14 protein-coding genes are annotated in these 16,401 nt (G+C 22.5%); 7 read left to right on the forward strand and 7 right to left on the reverse strand.

Annotated features, from left to right (window positions below; all coding sequences use genetic code 11):
- Positions 1-16 precede the first annotated feature (16 nt).
- Positions 17-883, reverse strand: a complete 867-nt coding sequence (locus GUU85_RS02175) for a polyprenyl synthetase family protein (protein ID WP_163119510.1) — start codon at positions 881-883, stop codon at positions 17-19.
- 81 nt (positions 884-964) lie between these two features.
- Positions 965-2,122 (reverse strand): MFS transporter, encoded by a 1,158-nt coding sequence (locus GUU85_RS02180; protein ID WP_163119512.1) that lies wholly within the window; start codon positions 2,120-2,122, stop codon positions 965-967.
- Between the two features lie 67 nt (positions 2,123-2,189).
- On the opposite strand from GUU85_RS02180, the gene GUU85_RS02185 reads away from it, so the two are divergent.
- Entirely contained in the window at positions 2,190-2,528 is a 339-nt protein-coding gene (locus GUU85_RS02185; protein ID WP_163119514.1) for a TusE/DsrC/DsvC family sulfur relay protein, read from the forward strand.
- 46 nt (positions 2,529-2,574) lie between these two features.
- Here the strand turns inward: GUU85_RS02185 and cyoE are convergent, their stop codons facing one another.
- The 5 genes from cyoE to cyoA are packed head-to-tail and all read right to left on the reverse strand — an operon-like array spanning position 2,575 to position 7,303.
- On the reverse strand, positions 2,575-3,429 hold the full coding sequence (gene cyoE, locus GUU85_RS02190) for a heme o synthase (protein ID WP_163119516.1): 855 nt from the start codon (positions 3,427-3,429) through the stop codon (positions 2,575-2,577).
- A gap of 11 nt (positions 3,430-3,440) precedes the next feature.
- Positions 3,441-3,770: a cytochrome o ubiquinol oxidase subunit IV gene (gene cyoD, locus GUU85_RS02195; protein ID WP_163119517.1), complete on the reverse strand. Its 330-nt coding sequence runs from the start codon at positions 3,768-3,770 to the stop codon at positions 3,441-3,443.
- Positions 3,770-4,387: a cytochrome o ubiquinol oxidase subunit III gene (cyoC, locus tag GUU85_RS02200; protein ID WP_163119518.1), complete on the reverse strand. Its 618-nt coding sequence runs from the start codon at positions 4,385-4,387 to the stop codon at positions 3,770-3,772. The genes cyoD and cyoC overlap by 1 nt, the downstream gene beginning before the upstream one ends.
- Positions 4,387-6,372, reverse strand: a complete 1,986-nt coding sequence (gene cyoB / locus GUU85_RS02205) for a cytochrome o ubiquinol oxidase subunit I (protein WP_163119802.1) — start codon at positions 6,370-6,372, stop codon at positions 4,387-4,389. Before cyoB ends, cyoC begins: the two co-directional genes overlap by 1 nt.
- A gap of 58 nt (positions 6,373-6,430) precedes the next feature.
- Positions 6,431-7,303: a ubiquinol oxidase subunit II gene (gene cyoA, locus GUU85_RS02210; RefSeq protein WP_163119519.1), complete on the reverse strand. Its 873-nt coding sequence runs from the start codon at positions 7,301-7,303 to the stop codon at positions 6,431-6,433.
- 244 nt (positions 7,304-7,547) lie between these two features.
- Here cyoA and GUU85_RS02215 point away from each other — a divergent pair, with 244 nt between their 5' ends.
- The 6 genes from GUU85_RS02215 to GUU85_RS02240 all read left to right on the forward strand — a co-directional run bounded on the left by GUU85_RS02215 (position 7,548) and on the right by GUU85_RS02240 (position 15,931).
- Positions 7,548-7,844 (forward strand): BolA family protein, encoded by a 297-nt coding sequence (locus GUU85_RS02215; RefSeq protein ID WP_163119520.1) that lies wholly within the window; start codon positions 7,548-7,550, stop codon positions 7,842-7,844.
- A 114-nt stretch (positions 7,845-7,958) separates the two neighbouring features.
- Positions 7,959-9,290 (forward strand): trigger factor, encoded by a 1,332-nt coding sequence (tig, locus tag GUU85_RS02220; protein WP_163119521.1) that lies wholly within the window; start codon positions 7,959-7,961, stop codon positions 9,288-9,290.
- A 100-nt stretch (positions 9,291-9,390) separates the two neighbouring features.
- Positions 9,391-10,005 (forward strand): ATP-dependent Clp endopeptidase proteolytic subunit ClpP, encoded by a 615-nt coding sequence (clpP, locus tag GUU85_RS02225; RefSeq protein ID WP_163119523.1) that lies wholly within the window; start codon positions 9,391-9,393, stop codon positions 10,003-10,005.
- A gap of 97 nt (positions 10,006-10,102) precedes the next feature.
- The gene (clpX, locus tag GUU85_RS02230; protein WP_163119525.1) at positions 10,103-11,389 is read left to right on the forward strand and encodes an ATP-dependent Clp protease ATP-binding subunit ClpX; all 1,287 of its coding nucleotides are present in this window, start codon (positions 10,103-10,105) and stop codon (positions 11,387-11,389) included.
- 191 nt (positions 11,390-11,580) lie between these two features.
- Positions 11,581-13,929, forward strand: a complete 2,349-nt coding sequence (lon, locus tag GUU85_RS02235; RefSeq protein WP_163119527.1) for an endopeptidase La — start codon at positions 11,581-11,583, stop codon at positions 13,927-13,929.
- A gap of 115 nt (positions 13,930-14,044) precedes the next feature.
- Entirely contained in the window at positions 14,045-15,931 is a 1,887-nt protein-coding gene (locus tag GUU85_RS02240; protein ID WP_163119529.1) for a SurA N-terminal domain-containing protein, read from the forward strand.
- Positions 15,932-16,401 lie beyond the last annotated feature (470 nt).

Here is a 16,401-nt window from a genome sequence, read left to right on the forward strand (position 1 = left end):
CTCACTTATATCAAAGTTATTTAATACATTGAATAATAAAATTTATTAATTGTGCTAATATCTTTATATCAAAAGATTGTTTCTCTAAATTATCGAGAGCTGACAATGATTCTGTATATAATTCTTTTATTTTAATTTGTGAATTTTTTAGACCTACTATAGCAGGATAGGTGTTCTTTTTAACCATTAAATCATTTTTTATATCTAATATATCATCTTGAATTTGAAATGCTAAACCAAGAGAAATAGATAAAATATCTAAAGTTGATAAAATTGATTTAGAAATATAATTTGAAGAAAAATACGTTAAACGAATAGAAGAGCGTATTAAATATGCAGTTTTATATAAATTTATCATTGTTAACTGTGATACATTAATTATTTTTTTTTTTGATTCTAAATCTAACATTTGACCTATACACATACCTGATGAACCAATAGATTTAGATAATTCAGAAATCATTTTTATTCGTTGAGTATCGCATACATGTGGCATATGACTATTTGATAAAATGTTAAATGCAAGACTTTGTAATGCATCTCCAGCTAATAAAGCAATATCTTCACCATATTTTATATGACAAGAATGTTGACCTCTTCTCAAATTATCATTATCCATACAAGGTAAATCATCATGTATTAAAGAGTATGAATGAATACACTCAATAACTACAGATATTACATCTAATGTTGTTATATGTACTTTAAGCATATCACCAGTTGCATATACTAACGATGAACGTAATCTTTTACTTCCTGAAAATAAACTATATTGCATTGCTTTTAAAAGATGTGATTTTTTAAAAGATAAATTATTTAATATATAATATAATTTTTTATTAACTCTATATTGATATGTTTTATATAAATTTAAAAAATTCATTTATCAACTAACCTAAAGAATATATATTTTAAAAATTATAATATATTTGTATAAAATATTTATAATTATACTATAAAAAAATCATTTTTTACAAAAAAAACTAAAAAAATACCATATGAGCACTATAAATATCTGTAATAAACATATTTGCGATAGTGTGAAAACACTATAAATCCATCCGCTAAAAATGCCTCCGAAAGCAATACCTAAAAATTGACTAGTAGAATAAATACTCATGGCGCTACCTTTATAATTTTTTGATATATTATTACTTATATTTGACGATAAAAATACTTCAAGAAAATTAAAAGATATAAAAAATATTTGTATGAAAATTATCATCCCAAATAAATAACTATGCAATAATAAAATAATACATTCTGATATTAAAATTAAAAAAATAGAAATTTCAATAATATTTTTTAATATAAATTGATTTTTACAATATATGGTAAAAAAGAATAGTATTAAAAAAGAAATTAATATAGTATACAAATAAATCTTCCAATGATAACTAAGTATACATCCTAATATTTCTAACTGATTAGGAATAATCATAAAATTAATCATTAATATACAATGTAAAAAAAATATACCCATATAAGATCTAAAGAAAATTTTATTTAGAAATAATTTTAACAGTTGTTTATATGAAAAATGTGTTCTTTTTTTAAATTGATTTCTTTGTAAAACAGGAAGAAGAACAATAACTATTATCATACAAATAATAGATAAACACGATGCTATCCAAAAAATTGCAAAAAATCCAAATTTTTGAATAATTAAAGGTCCAGAAATTATAGAAATTAAAAAAGACACAGCAAAACTAACACCAATCGCAGCAATAGATTTAACCCGATGCGCTTCGCGAATATAATCAGATAAATATGCCATACATACACCAGAGATAGCACCTGAACCTTGTAAAAATCTACCAATAATTAAACCCCAAATTGAATGAATACTAGCAGATATAATATTACCAATTAAAAAAACAAATAAACCCATTAAAATTATTTTTTTTCGATTAAATCGATCAAATAATATTCCAAATGGAATTTGAAATAATACTTGAGCAATACCATATATTCCTATTGATAGGCCAATTAAAAATTTATTTCCACCATCTAAAAACATACCATATTTACTTAAAACTGGTACAACCATAAACATTCCTAACATGCGTAGAAAAAAAATTATACAAAAACTTAATGTAACTTGTAATTCTAAAAAATTCATTTTATAATCCCTGTTAATTTAATATTTTAATATAAAACTAATTTTACATAAATATATACATAAAAACATGAATCATAATCACAATAAAATATATGAAAACATTGAAAAGGATGCAGAAGGATATTTGAAAAAAATTGAAGATTGGAATATAAAAATAGCAGAAATAATTGCAATACAAGAAGATATAAAATTAAATGCAGATCATTGGAAAATAATCTTTTTTATAAGAAAATTTTATTTGAAATTTAAATTAACCCCTTCAATGAGAATGTTAATTAAAAGTATTAACCAAACAATGAATTACTCTAAAATAAATAGTATTTATTTATTTCGATTATTTCCTAAAGGTCCAGCTAAACAAGCTAGTAAAATAGCCGGAATACCTAAACCAAATCAATGTTTATGAAAATATTTCTTTTAATGCAAATGAAAATATTTTTACAAAAAATAAATTAAAAATATTTATCAATTGCTATTAAAAAATTAAATATACAAATAACAATAATTGAATAAAAAAATAATTGATATGCATTAATTTGATAATATTTTTTTCTGACATTACAATAAGATAAAAACAACCAAGTTAAATGAATAATAGAAGATAAAAATAAAAAAATATAACTAAGATATCCTAAAAAAGTTAATAATGAACTGCATACTGTAAAACAAAAAATATAAAAAAAGATATGTTTTTGTGTTATTAAAATACCTTTTACAACAGAAAAAAGAGGAATATTAGCATTTTGATAATCTGTTTTTCTAAAAATTGAAATAGCATAAAAATGAGACATTTGCCAAAATATTAAAATAATAAATAATAATATTGCACATAAATCAATTTGATTAGTTACTGCAACATAACCAATTGTAGAAGGAGTAGAGCCTGAAAAACTTCCAATAAATGTTGAATAAATTGATCTTCTTTTATATATGCATGTATACAATACGACATATACTAAAAATCCAAATATTGACACAATCATAGATAAGTAATTTACTAAATAAATTAATATTAAACAACCTAACACACTTAAAAAAATTGCAAATATTAAAGCATATTTAAAAGAAATAATATTTCTTGACAGTACTCTATTCTTTGTACGAATCATTTTTTGATCTATATCACGATCAATTAAATTATTCAACACGCAAGCGGACGCTATAATAAAAGATCCACCTAAAATTGTATATGTCAACAGCCAAACATCAACAGAATGACGTGATGCAAATAAAAAACTACCTATAATTAAAATAATATTTCCAATTACAATTTTAGGTTTAACTATTTCTAAATAAATTTTAAACATATTGATTAAATTTATATTATATGTTGATAACTATGATGATTTAAATGATGCATAATCCATATCGATCCAAATACAACAATGAAAATAATTATCATGATAAACAATAAAGTAACTAAGTACCATTTTTTTTCTGGAGAAAAATTTAAATGTAAAAAATACACAAAATGTACAAATATTTGAATAATAGCACATAGTAAACAAATAATATAATTTATTTGATTAGAAAAAAATTTATTTATAACTAATAAAAACGGAAAGATAGTTAAAATAAAAGATAATATAAAACCGAAAAAATATGATTTTATATTTTTATTGACATTTAATTTGATATCACGACACATTATATACATCCACTTAAGTAAATAAAAGTAAAAATACAAATCCATATAATATCTAAAAAATGCCAAAAAATACTCAAACATAATACTCTTGTATAAATATTATTAGTTAAACCTAATTTTTTAATTTGATATAATATAGATATTATTAAAACTAAACCAAAGAAAATATGAATTCCATGCATACCTACAAGAGTAAAAAAGATAGAAAATAGTGCATGCTGATTAGGTCCAAAATTATTTATTATTAGTTCATAAAATTCATGTATCTCTAAAAATAAAAAAGATAAACCTAAACAAAAAGTAATCATTAAATACAAACAAAGTGTTTTAATTTTTTTTTGCTGTATCGAAATTACAATTAAACCAGATGATAAAGAACTTATTAATAATAAACAGGTTTCTAGTAAAACAGACGATAAATTAAATAATTTATTGCTAATAACATTAATCTCTATATTTGAAGAAATGATTGAATAAATAGCAAATAAAACTGCAAATAAAATACAATCACTCATTAAATATATCCATAAACCAAATAATTTATTATTTTCTGATTTTTCATTTAAAATGTTATGCGAGGACGTATTTAAAATAATTTTATTATTATATTTAATCATTATAAACCTGCTTTTTGAGTATTTTTAAAACGTCTATTCTCAATTTTTTTTATATCTTCTATTGATATAGTATAATCTATATCTTCATTAAGACTATTTTTAATTAAACTGACAATGATAGCGATAAAAGATAACAAACATAACCAAGTAATATGCCAAACAGCGGAAAAACCAAATAATAAAGAAAATATACTAATTATAAAACCTAATCCAGTATTTTTTGGCATATGAATTTTATGGTAATTTATATTTGATATAATTTTATTATTTTTTTTATTTTTTTTAGATTCCCAAAAATCATCTCTATATTTTATTTGGGGTATAATTGCAAAATTATATAACGGAGCTGGTGAAGCAGTAGACCACTCTAATGTTCTTCCATCCCAAGGATCTCCAGTAAGATCTAAGTTTTGTTGACGATCTCTTATTGAAACAAAAAATTGAATGACTTGGCATATAATACCAATGCCTATAAATATTGCACCAATAGCAGCAATACATAATAAATTATGAAATTCAGGATTAATATTTTGACTTAAACGACGAGTCATTCCCATTAAACCTAGAAAGTAAAGAGGTATAAATGCAAATATAAAACCTATAATCCAAAACCAAAATGCACGTTTTCCCCACTTTTCATTTAAAATAAATCCAAATAATTTAGGAAACCAATAATTAATTCCAGCAAAACAACCAAAAACTACTCCACCAATAATTACATTGTGAAAATGTGCAACTAAAAATAAACTATTATGTAACACAAAATCTGCTGGAGGAACTGATAATAGTACGCCAGTCATGCCACCAATAGAAAAAGTTATTAAAAAACCTAATGTCCATAACATAGAAGAATGTATATATATACGTCCTTGATACATGGTAAAAAGCCAATTAAAAATTTTTACACCAGTAGGAATAGCTATAATCATTGTAGTAATACCAAAAAAAGAATTTATATCAGCTCCTGCCCCCATGGTAAAAAAATGATGAAGCCATACTATAAATGATAAAATAGTAATCGATAATGTCGCCCATACTAAAGATACATAACCAAATAAACTTTTTTTTGAGAAAGTTGATACTACTTCCGAAAATATACCGAATACTGGTAATACCAAAATATATACTTCTGGATGCCCCCAAATCCATATTAAATTAACATACATCATTGCATTACCTCCTAAATCGTTAGTAAAAAAATGAAAATTAAAATAACGATCTAAAGTTAATAATATTAATGTAACTGTTAATACAGGAAATGAAATAACTATTAAAATATTAGTACATAATGCAGTCCAAGTAAAAACCGGCATTTTAAAAAATGACATACCTGGCGCTCTCATATTCAAAATGGTTACTAAAAAATTGATTCCTGTTAAAGTGGTACCAATACCAGAAATTTGTAAACTCCAAATCCAATAATCTACTCCAACACCTGAACTATACTGAATATTAGATAATGGAGGATAAGCTAACCAACCTGTTTGAGCAAACTCACCAATCCCTAAAGATAAAGTTAATAATATAGCACTACTTGCATTTAACCAAAAACTTAAATTATTTAAAAATGGAAATGCTACATCACGAGCTCCAATTTGTAATGGTATTACTAAATTCATTAAACCAATTACTAAAGGCATAGCAACAAAAAAAATCATTATTACACCATGAGCAGTGAATATTTGATCATAGTGATGAGGAGGCAAAAATCCTTTATAACCTGCAGATGAAATAACTTGTTGAGTGCGCATTAAAATAGCATCAACAAAGCCGCGAAATAACATAACAAATGCTAATATTCCATACATAATAGATATTTTTTTATGATCTACTGTAGTGAACCATTCAGACCACAAATATTTCCATTTTTTATAATAAGTAATAGTAGATGCAAGACATAATGAAACTAATATAATACCCAAGTATGTTATCATAATAATTGGTTCATTATATGGTATAGAATGTAATGTTAATTTTCCAAACATCATATTATTCCTTTAAACTAAACACTTCTATGAATTATTTATACTGAGGATTTTAGATTTATATGTTACAATTTTTTATACAGTATTGTTTAACAATTTGATGAAATAATTGTTTTTGAACATTGGAAAAATATTCCACAGAATAATTGTCATTTGGTATAGATACAATATTAAAATCTTTTATTGAATTTAATGTTTTAGGTGATTTTTTGATATTTTTTATCCATTCTAAAAAAGAAGAATATTTTACAACAGAGATAGCTGTAAACTTCATATTAGAAAAACCTTTTCCACTATAATTCGATGATATTCCATGATGTATTCCTGGATAATTCGCAATTAAATTTAACTTAGTTATCATTCCTGGCATGGCATATATTTGACTACCTAGATCTGGGATAAAAAAAGAATTCATTACAGATTTTGAAGTAATATGAAAAATAATAGGCCGATCAATAGGAAACATAATTTCATTAATAGTAGCAATATGATAATCTGGATAAATAAACAACCACTTCCAATCTAAAGCCACTACATCTATTTTAATAGGATTATATATTGAAACAATAGATTTTTTTGGTTCTAATTCATGAGTATTATGCCAAGCTAAAAAAGCTAAAAAAGAAATGATAATAATTGGTATTGTCCATACTATTATTTCTATTTTTCTTGAATCTGACCAATTAGGTCGATATATCTGATTAGTATTAGTTGATCGATATTTAATAGCAAAATATATTGTCATAAAAATCACAGGAATAACAACAAACAACATCATAATAAAAGATATTAATATTAACTTATATTCTTTTATTGCAATTGATCCATGTGGAGATAATATTGTACCACTGCAACCATTAAGACAAAATAATGCTACTATCAATGATAATCCTCTAAATAATTTAATATAAATATGATTTAAACATGTCATTCAACAGCCTCTAAATAATTGCGTTTATTTATTAAGAAATTTTATATAACATTTATTGTAAATTATAATAATAAAATTCATTATTAATGATAATACTTTTTGAAATAATTGAATTATTTATTAAAAATTGATAAAATTTGATAAATATTTTAAGAAAATATTTTAAAAAATTTTTAAATATTAATTACATATATATTTTAATTAATATTTATTTTTATTTATTAGTCAGGAATAATATTAATTAATGATCGTAAAAAAAATAAAACAATGTTTAAAATCTACAATAAATACTAATTTTATCAAAATTTATAATAATAGCCGTTTCCATCATCATTCCGTACAAGATCTCACTCATATCAAAATAATTATTATTAGTAATGATTTTATAAATCAAAATATAATTGATAGACATCGTCTAATTTTTTCTAAACTATTTAAAATTAAAAAAATATATTCATTAACATTACATGCTTATACTGTAAGTGAATGGAAAGATAAAAGATGTCTAATAAATAATGATCCTAAATGTTATAAAAAATAATATGCATAAATTTAAATAAAAAAATTTTATATTTTTTGAGTGATTTATTTTTGAAAATCAAAAAATATATTGTTATAAAAAATATAATAAAAAATAATTATTAAAGGTAATAACATGAAATTTTCTATGAAAAAAAGTCTAGACGAAGGTCATCGTGTTATAATTAATATTCCAAAAAAAATAATTAATAATTCTATTAAAGAAGAATTTATAAAAATTAGTAAAACAAAAAATATTAATGGATTTAGAAAAGGTAAAATTCCAATTAAATTTATACAAAAAAAATGGGGTGATTCTATTTATTATGATATATTTAAAAAACTAATGCAAAAATTTTTTTATGAATTTTTAAATAAAGAAAAAATAAAAATTATTGGTACCCCTCAATATTATATTCATGAAAATAAAAGCACAGAAAAAGAACATGTTGAATACTCTGTGACTTATGAGGTGTATCCAATATTTCAAATAGATAATATTAAAAATATTACAGTAAAGAAAATCAATGTAAATGTTACTAATGAAGATATAAAAAATAATATTAATCAATATAAATTTAAAAATTTTTTTTGGAAAATAGTTAATAAACCTATTAAATCTAATAATCGCGTAACAATTAATTACGAAGTTTATGATAAAACAAATGTAATTACTAAATTTAATCAAAAAAATTTTGTATTTATTGTATCTGATAATACATTAATACCTCAATTAAAATATAAAATAATCAATCATGTTATAAATGATATTATTTTTTTTCAAATTAAGTTTCATCCATTACATCCTGAACAAGAACTACAAAACAAAAATATCACATTAAAAATTAAAATTATTAAAATTGAAGTAAAAGAAGAAAAAAATACAAATTCACATAGTATTATGAAACAAGTTGATAAAAACAAAATAAATTCAATAAATTATATTGACGTAAAAAACAATATTAATTCACAAATACATCAAATCACTGAACAATATCTTGAAGATCAAATAATTAATCAAATCGTTTCTAGAAATATTATATCAATCCCTCCTATTCTATTTGAACAAAATAAAAAAATTTTATATGAACAATACACACAGCAATATCAAAAACAAAATAGTAATATATTAGAAAAAAAATATCATTATAATATTGATATGCAAGTTACAAAAAAACTATGCATGCAAATTATATTAGAAACAATTATAACCAATGAAAAAATATTTTTAGATGAAAAAAATATACAATCTTTAATTAATAGGATTTCTTTAAATTATAACAACCCAAAAGAAATTATTAATTTGTATCATAAAAATGAAATTTTTAAAAATACTATAAAAAATATAGAATTAAAAAATCAAGCTATAAATTTTTTAAAAAATCGTATCAACATAGTTGAAAAACATTGGACTTTTAATGATTTTAAAAATTATAAATGGGATTTAAATGAAGAGTTAATTATATAAATTTAATACTAATATTTAGTATATTAAATATGCTAAAATTTTATATTCTCATAAAAATCATTCAATAAAAAAATAATATTAATTTTTTATAGGAGCAAAAATGTTATATAGTGAAAATAAAAAATATGTACATGCAACATTAATACCAATGGTTATAGAAGAGCATGCTAGAGGAGAGCGTTCATATGATATTTATTCAAGATTGTTAAAAGAAAGAATAATTTTTATAACCGGGCCTATTGAAGATAATATGGCTAATAATATTGTAGCTCAAATATTATTTTTAGAATCTGAAAATCCAGAAAAAGATATATTTTTATATATTAATTCTCCTGGAGGAATTATCACTTCAGGACTATCAATTTATGACACTATACAATTTGTAAAATCAGATATTAATACTATTTGTATAGGTCAAGCATGTTCAATGGCTGCTTTATTATTAACCTCAGGCAAAAAAGGTAAAAGATTTTGTTTACCTAATTCAAAGGTAATGATTCATCAACCATTAGGTGGATATCAAGGACAAGCATCAGATATAGCCATTCATGCGCGAGAGATTATGGAAATGAAAAAAAAAATTAATACATTAATATCTTTTCATACAGGACAATCTATAAAAAAAATTAATAAAGATACAGAACGAGATTGTTTTTTATCATCATATGAAGCTATTCAATATGGATTAATTGACTTAGTTTTAACACAACGTTGAAACAAATAATTTATTATACTGTAATTAAAAAAAATTAAATTTAAATATAGAATCTATTTACTCAAATAATATAACTAGATACAAAACGAGGTTAATCATGACAAATAAGAGTAAAGAAAATTCTAACACACTCATTTATTGTTCTTTTTGTGGAAAAAATCAAAAAGAAGTAAAAAAATTAATCGCTGGTCCTAAAGTTTACATATGTGATGAATGTATTAGAATATGTAATAATATTATTCAAAAAGAATACTTAAAACAAAAAATTAACAACACGAATTATCAAAGTAATTATTTACCTAAACCACATGAGATTAAAAAATACTTAGATAAGTATGTAATTGGACAAGATTATACAAAAAAAGTTTTGTCTGTTGCTGTTTATAATCACTATAAAAGATTACGCAATTTTGATGAAAATATCGATTCAGTTGAATTAGGAAAAAGTAATATTTTATTAATAGGACCAACAGGTAGTGGAAAAACATTATTAGCACAAACATTAGCTAAATTTTTAGATGTACCATTTGCTATTGCAGATGCTACAACTTTAACAGAAGCTGGATACGTAGGAGAAGATGTTGAAAATGTTATTCAAAAATTATTACAACACTGTCAATATGATGTAAAAAAAGCAGAATTAGGAATTATTTATATAGACGAAATCGACAAAATAGCAAAAAAATCTAATAATCCATCTATCACTAGAGATGTATCTGGAGAAGGAGTACAACAAGCTTTATTAAAATTAATTGAAGGAACATTAGCTTCTATTCCTCCTCAAGGTGGGCGCAAACATCCACAACAAGAATTTTTGCAAATAAATACTTCAAATATATTATTTATATGTGCTGGTACATTTTTAAATTTATCTAAAATTATTTCTAAAAGACATAATACTAAAACTGAAATAGGTTTTAATGCTAATATTAACAAACCACAAAAAAATATATCAGAAGATACATTATTGAAAAAAGTAGAACCCGAAGATTTAATAAAATTTGGATTAATTCCTGAATTTATTGGTCGTTTACCTATTATAACAATATTAGATCAATTAACTGAAGATACATTAACTGAAATATTATGTAAACCTAAAAATGCTTTAATTAAACAATATCAAATGTTATTTAAACTTGAAAATGTTCAATTAGAATTTAATAAAAAATGCATTAAATCAATTGCACAAAAAGCAATAAATAAAAAAACAGGAGCAAGAGGGTTACGTTCTATTATTGAAAATATCTTATTAAATATTATGTACGAATTACCATCCATGAGTCATGTGAAAAAAATTTTAATTAATGAATCTGTTATTAATTCTAATTCATCACCTAAAATAATATATGAAAAAAACAAATCAACAAAAGCATCGAGCGAATAAAAAACATTCGATGATCTTAAAATAAAAATAAAAGACATGACTTTTATTTTATCACACGCTTAACATAAAACGTCAAAAGATAATTCCGATATACTCGACTGAGTATAAGGTTTTGATACTGTATATTTTATTATTATATATCACAGTTTTTTAAAATACATATCGGGGACATTCAACTAAGAGAGAGCTCTATGAATTCTGAGCGTTCTGAATATATTACAATTCCTGTTTTGCCATTAAGAGATGTAGTAATATATCCTCATATGGTAATTCCATTATTCGTAGGTCGTAAAACCTCAATTCAATGTATTGAGAATTCTATGAGTAATGATAAAAAAATTATGTTAATTGCACAAAAAGAAGCATCGAAAGAAACACCTACGCAAAATGATTTATTTAATGTTGGTACTATCAGTGCAATTCTACAAATGTTAAAATTACCAGATGGTACAGTAAAGGTATTAATAGAAGGATTACAACGAGCATCTATAAAAAATTTAAAAAATACTGGCCAGTATTTTATTGCAGAAATTGAGTTAATTCATACTCCTAAAATCTTACAAAAAGAACAAGAAGTATTAATTAGAACCACAATTAATCAATTTGAATCATATATTAAATTAAATAAAAAAATTCCATTAGAAATATTAAATACTCTAAATAATATTAAAAATTCAGAAAAACTAGCAGATACTATTGCTGCTCATATGCCATTAAAGTTACATGATAAACAATCAGTATTAGAAATATGTAATATAAATGAAAGATTAGAATTCTTAATGGCTATTATGGAATCTGAAATAGATTTACTTTTGGTAGAAAAAAAAATCAGAAATCGTGTTAAAAAACAAATGGAAAAAAGCCAAAGAGAATATTATCTTAATGAACAAATAAAAGCTATTCAAAAAGAACTAGGAGATATGGATGAGATACCAGATGAAAACCAAATACTTAAACAGAAAATTCAAGATGCAAAAATGCCTAAAGAAGCTAAAGAAAAAACTGAATCAGAACTGCAAAAATTAAAAATGATGTCACCAATGTCTGCAGAAGCAACAGTAGTTCGTAGTTATATTGATTGGATGATACAAATTCCCTGGAATGCTAGAACTAAAATTAAAAAAGATATTCAAAAAGCCAAAAAAATTTTAGATATTGATCATTTTGGTTTAGAACAAATTAAGGAAAGAATTTTAGAATACTTAGCAGTGCAAAGTCGAAAAAATAAAGTTAAAGGTCCAATACTATGCTTAATTGGTCCTCCTGGTGTAGGAAAAACATCACTAGGACAATCGATAGCAAGAGCTACAGGAAGAAAATATGTACGAATGGCTTTAGGTGGAATAAGAGATGAAGCTGAAATTAGAGGTCATCGTCGTACATATATAGGTTCAATGCCTGGAAAATTAATTCAAAAAATGGTTAAAGCAAAAGTTAAAAATCCTTTATTTTTATTAGATGAAATTGATAAAATGTCTTGTGATATAAGAGTCGACCCAGCTTCTGCTTTATTAGAAGTTTTAGATCCAGAACAAAATACCACTTTTAATGATCATTATTTAGAAGTTGATTATGATCTTTCTGATGTTATGTTTGTAGCGACATCTAATTCTATGAATATACCCGCCCCTCTGCTTGATAGAATGGAAATTATACGACTATCTGGTTATACTGAAAATGAAAAATTAAACATAGCTAAAAAATATCTATATCCAAAACAAGTAGAAAGGAATGCATTGAAGCAAGATGAATTAAAAATCACTGATTGTGCAATTATAAATATCATTCAACATTACACTCGTGAAGCTGGTGTGCGTAATTTAGAACGTGAAATTTCTAAAATATGTCGTAAAGTAGTAAAAAATTTACTTTTAGATAAATCGATTATTAATATTGAAGTAAATAAAAAAAATTTAAAAAAATTTTTAGGAATTAAACGTTTTGATTATGGCAAAAGTAATTGTAAAGACCAAATTGGTCAAGTAATCGGTTTAGCTTGGACAGAAGTAGGTGGAGAGTTATTAACTATTGAAACTGAATGTATACCAGGGAAGGGAAAATTAACTTATACAGGTTCTTTAGGAAAAGTGATGCAAGAATCAATTCAAGCTGCACTTACTGTAGTTCGTTCTCAGTCTTATAATTTAGGAATTCAAAAAAATTTTTATGAACAATATGATATTCATGTACACGTACCTGAAGGAGCTACACCAAAAGATGGACCTAGTGCTGGTATAGCAATGTGCACAGCTATAGTTTCGTCTTTAACAAAAAATCCTGTTAAATCTAATATCGCTATGACAGGAGAAATAACCTTAAGAGGAAAAGTATTACCTATTGGAGGATTAAAAGAAAAACTATTAGCAGCACAGCGTGGAGGAATTAAGATCGTATTAATACCATATGAAAACAAGAGAGATTTAGAAGAGATACCTAAAAATATTATTAAAGGATTAAAAATATATCCAATAAACAATATTCAAGATGTCTTAAAGTTAGCTTTTGAAAATACGCCATATATTTTAACAGAGAAAAAATAATATTATATCGTAAGATAAAATCTTGGCTGACAATATTTGTCAGCCTATGTAGCATAAAAAATAAAAATAATTTTTCTTTAAAAAATATTTAAAATGTATAAGGATATATCACAATATGATAAAATATTTGCAATCACGATCTACTCGCATTATCGGAAAATGTATTTTAGGTATTATTATTTTATCTTTAATATTCAGTACTATGCATAATTATACACAACAAGAATCTGAAAAATATGTAGCTATAGTTAATGGTGAAAAAATTGATCTTAATACTGTGCAAACCATGTATTTTCTTGAACAAGAAAAACAAAAAAAAATATTAGGAAAAAATTTTTTTAAAATTTACAATAATAAAATGTTTATTAAAAAAACATATGATTATATTATTTCTCAATTAATTAATAATATTTTGCTAGAGCAATATGCAAAAAAAATGAAATTATCAGTAAACGATGCTCAAATTGAAAAAATAATATTCAATGCTGATTTATTTCAAACTGATCATCAATTTAATAAAGAAAAATATTTAAATTATCTTGCTACTATACATTTAACTGAGCATGAATATACTGATTTAATCAAAAAAAAAATTAATACAGAAAATTTAATAAACACAATATCTAATAGTAATTTAATTTTAAATTATGAAACAAATAATATTATAAAATTATTATCTCAAAAAAGAATCATTAAAAAATCAATTATAAAAATTGATTCAATAATTAACAAACAAAATATTCATAATATAGAAGCACAAAAATATTTTGATCAGAACAAAAATGAATTTTATATTCCTGAAAAATTTAAAATTAGTTTTGCTCAATTAGATCTTCAAAAATTTAAAACGAGTTGTAATGAAAAAGAAATTTATGATGAGTATCAAAAGAATATTCAAAATTATTTAACAAAAGAACAAAGAAGATATAGTATTATTCAAACTAAAACTAAAAAACAAGCATTATTAATATTATCTAAACTATCAAATTCTCCAAAAGATTTTGCAAAAATAGCTCAAAAATACTCTGTAGATCCGATTTCTTCGAAAAATGGAGGTGATATTGGTTGGATTTCAGATGATATAACTCCTAATGAAATTAAAGATGCTAATTTAAAAAACAAAAATCAAATATCTAATATTTTAAAATTTCACAATAATTTTTTAATTATTAAATTAAATGATATTGCGTTCTCAAAACCAAAAAAAATAGATGAAGTATATGATATTATTCAAAAAAAAATTCAATATAAAAAATCATTAAATTTATATCATAATTTTATTAATAAAATGTCTAAAATTATTAAAGATCATCCTAGCAATATTGAGTCAATACTGAAAAAAAATAATATATCAATTAAAACAACGAATTGGTTTAATAAAGATTCAATTCCAGCAAATTTAAATTCTTTTACTCTAAAAAAAATAATTTTTCAGAAAAAATTACTTCAAATAAATCAAACACCAAAATCATACTTTCATTTTATTATTTTACCAAACCATCAATCTTTTTTAATTAAATTAATAGATTTTAAAAAAAAAGAAATGGAATCATTTCAAAATGTTCGAAAAAATATTATATATAAACTAAAATTGATGAAATCTATCAAAATCAATCAATACAAAGCAGAAAAAATTATTTCTGAATTAAAAGAAGGTAAAAATCATTTATTTAAAAAATTACATCTTTATTTTACTAATCCTGAAACTATATCTCGTTATGATCAAAACCCTATTGCATCAATTGTTTTTTCTTTACCTCAGCCAAAAAAAGGGAAAAAAATATATACTTTATATCAAGATCAAAAAAATAATTTTGTAATTATATCGTTAGAAAAAGTTTATAATACAACTTTTTCTTCAAAAGAAAATAATATGATTATTCAATATATAAAACAAAATAATAATAAAATAATTTTGAATGCTATTCAAAAAAATCTACGTGAGCAATCAATTATTACATATAATAAAATAGAAATTGATAAATTACTCACACGTCATTAAATAACAATTAATATTTTATGTATACAAATAATGTCTTTAAAATAATCAATACTCTATATTGTCTTTTTATTAAAATATTAATAAATAAATTTTATTAAATATATTAAATATTTATTATGATAATTATAAATATTTTTATAATTTTTATATAATGATTTATATATTTTATTCAATTGATTCATTAAAAATTAATATTGTTTTATACATATTTATTAATAAATATTTTGTAAATATGATAAATATTAATAACTTATATATTCTATAATATTATCATTATTGAATGTAAATTAACTCATTTATCAGATATAAAAATAATATTAAAATCAAAATATTATGTTATATAACATAAATTCATATAAATTGAATATAAATATTTAAACATATATTATTGATTTTAATATATTAATATTATTTTTTTAAAGTTTTTATTATTTTATTTCTAAAAAATTATAAAATGTTTTTTAAAAATG

The organism is Buchnera aphidicola (Uroleucon sonchi) (genome assembly GCF_011035165.1).
Lineage (GTDB): Bacteria > Pseudomonadota > Gammaproteobacteria > Enterobacterales > Enterobacteriaceae > Buchnera > Buchnera aphidicola_BE.

Bases quoted from the DNA above. Each gene is read 5' to 3' on its own strand.
- GUU85_RS02185 (WP_163119514.1), top strand. From the start codon at position 2,190: ATGAATCATAATCACAATAAAATATATGAAAACATTGAAAAGGATGCA.
- GUU85_RS02175 (WP_163119510.1), bottom strand. From the start codon at position 883: ATGAATTTTTTAAATTTATATAAAACATATCAATATAGAGTTAATAAA.
- tig (WP_163119521.1), top strand. From the start codon at position 7,959: ATGAAATTTTCTATGAAAAAAAGTCTAGACGAAGGTCATCGTGTTATA.
- cyoD (WP_163119517.1), bottom strand. From the start codon at position 3,770: ATGTGTCGTGATATCAAATTAAATGTCAATAAAAATATAAAATCATAT.
- lon (WP_163119527.1), top strand. From the start codon at position 11,581: ATGAATTCTGAGCGTTCTGAATATATTACAATTCCTGTTTTGCCATTA.
- GUU85_RS02215 (WP_163119520.1), top strand. From the start codon at position 7,548: ATGATCGTAAAAAAAATAAAACAATGTTTAAAATCTACAATAAATACT.
- clpX (WP_163119525.1), top strand. From the start codon at position 10,103: ATGACAAATAAGAGTAAAGAAAATTCTAACACACTCATTTATTGTTCT.
- cyoB (WP_163119802.1), bottom strand. From the start codon at position 6,372: ATGTTTGGAAAATTAACATTACATTCTATACCATATAATGAACCAATT.
- GUU85_RS02180 (WP_163119512.1), bottom strand. From the start codon at position 2,122: ATGAATTTTTTAGAATTACAAGTTACATTAAGTTTTTGTATAATTTTT.
- cyoC (WP_163119518.1), bottom strand. From the start codon at position 4,387: ATGATTAAATATAATAATAAAATTATTTTAAATACGTCCTCGCATAAC.
- cyoA (WP_163119519.1), bottom strand. From the start codon at position 7,303: ATGACATGTTTAAATCATATTTATATTAAATTATTTAGAGGATTATCA.
- GUU85_RS02240 (WP_163119529.1), top strand. From the start codon at position 14,045: ATGATAAAATATTTGCAATCACGATCTACTCGCATTATCGGAAAATGT.
- clpP (WP_163119523.1), top strand. From the start codon at position 9,391: ATGTTATATAGTGAAAATAAAAAATATGTACATGCAACATTAATACCA.
- cyoE (WP_163119516.1), bottom strand. From the start codon at position 3,429: ATGTTTAAAATTTATTTAGAAATAGTTAAACCTAAAATTGTAATTGGA.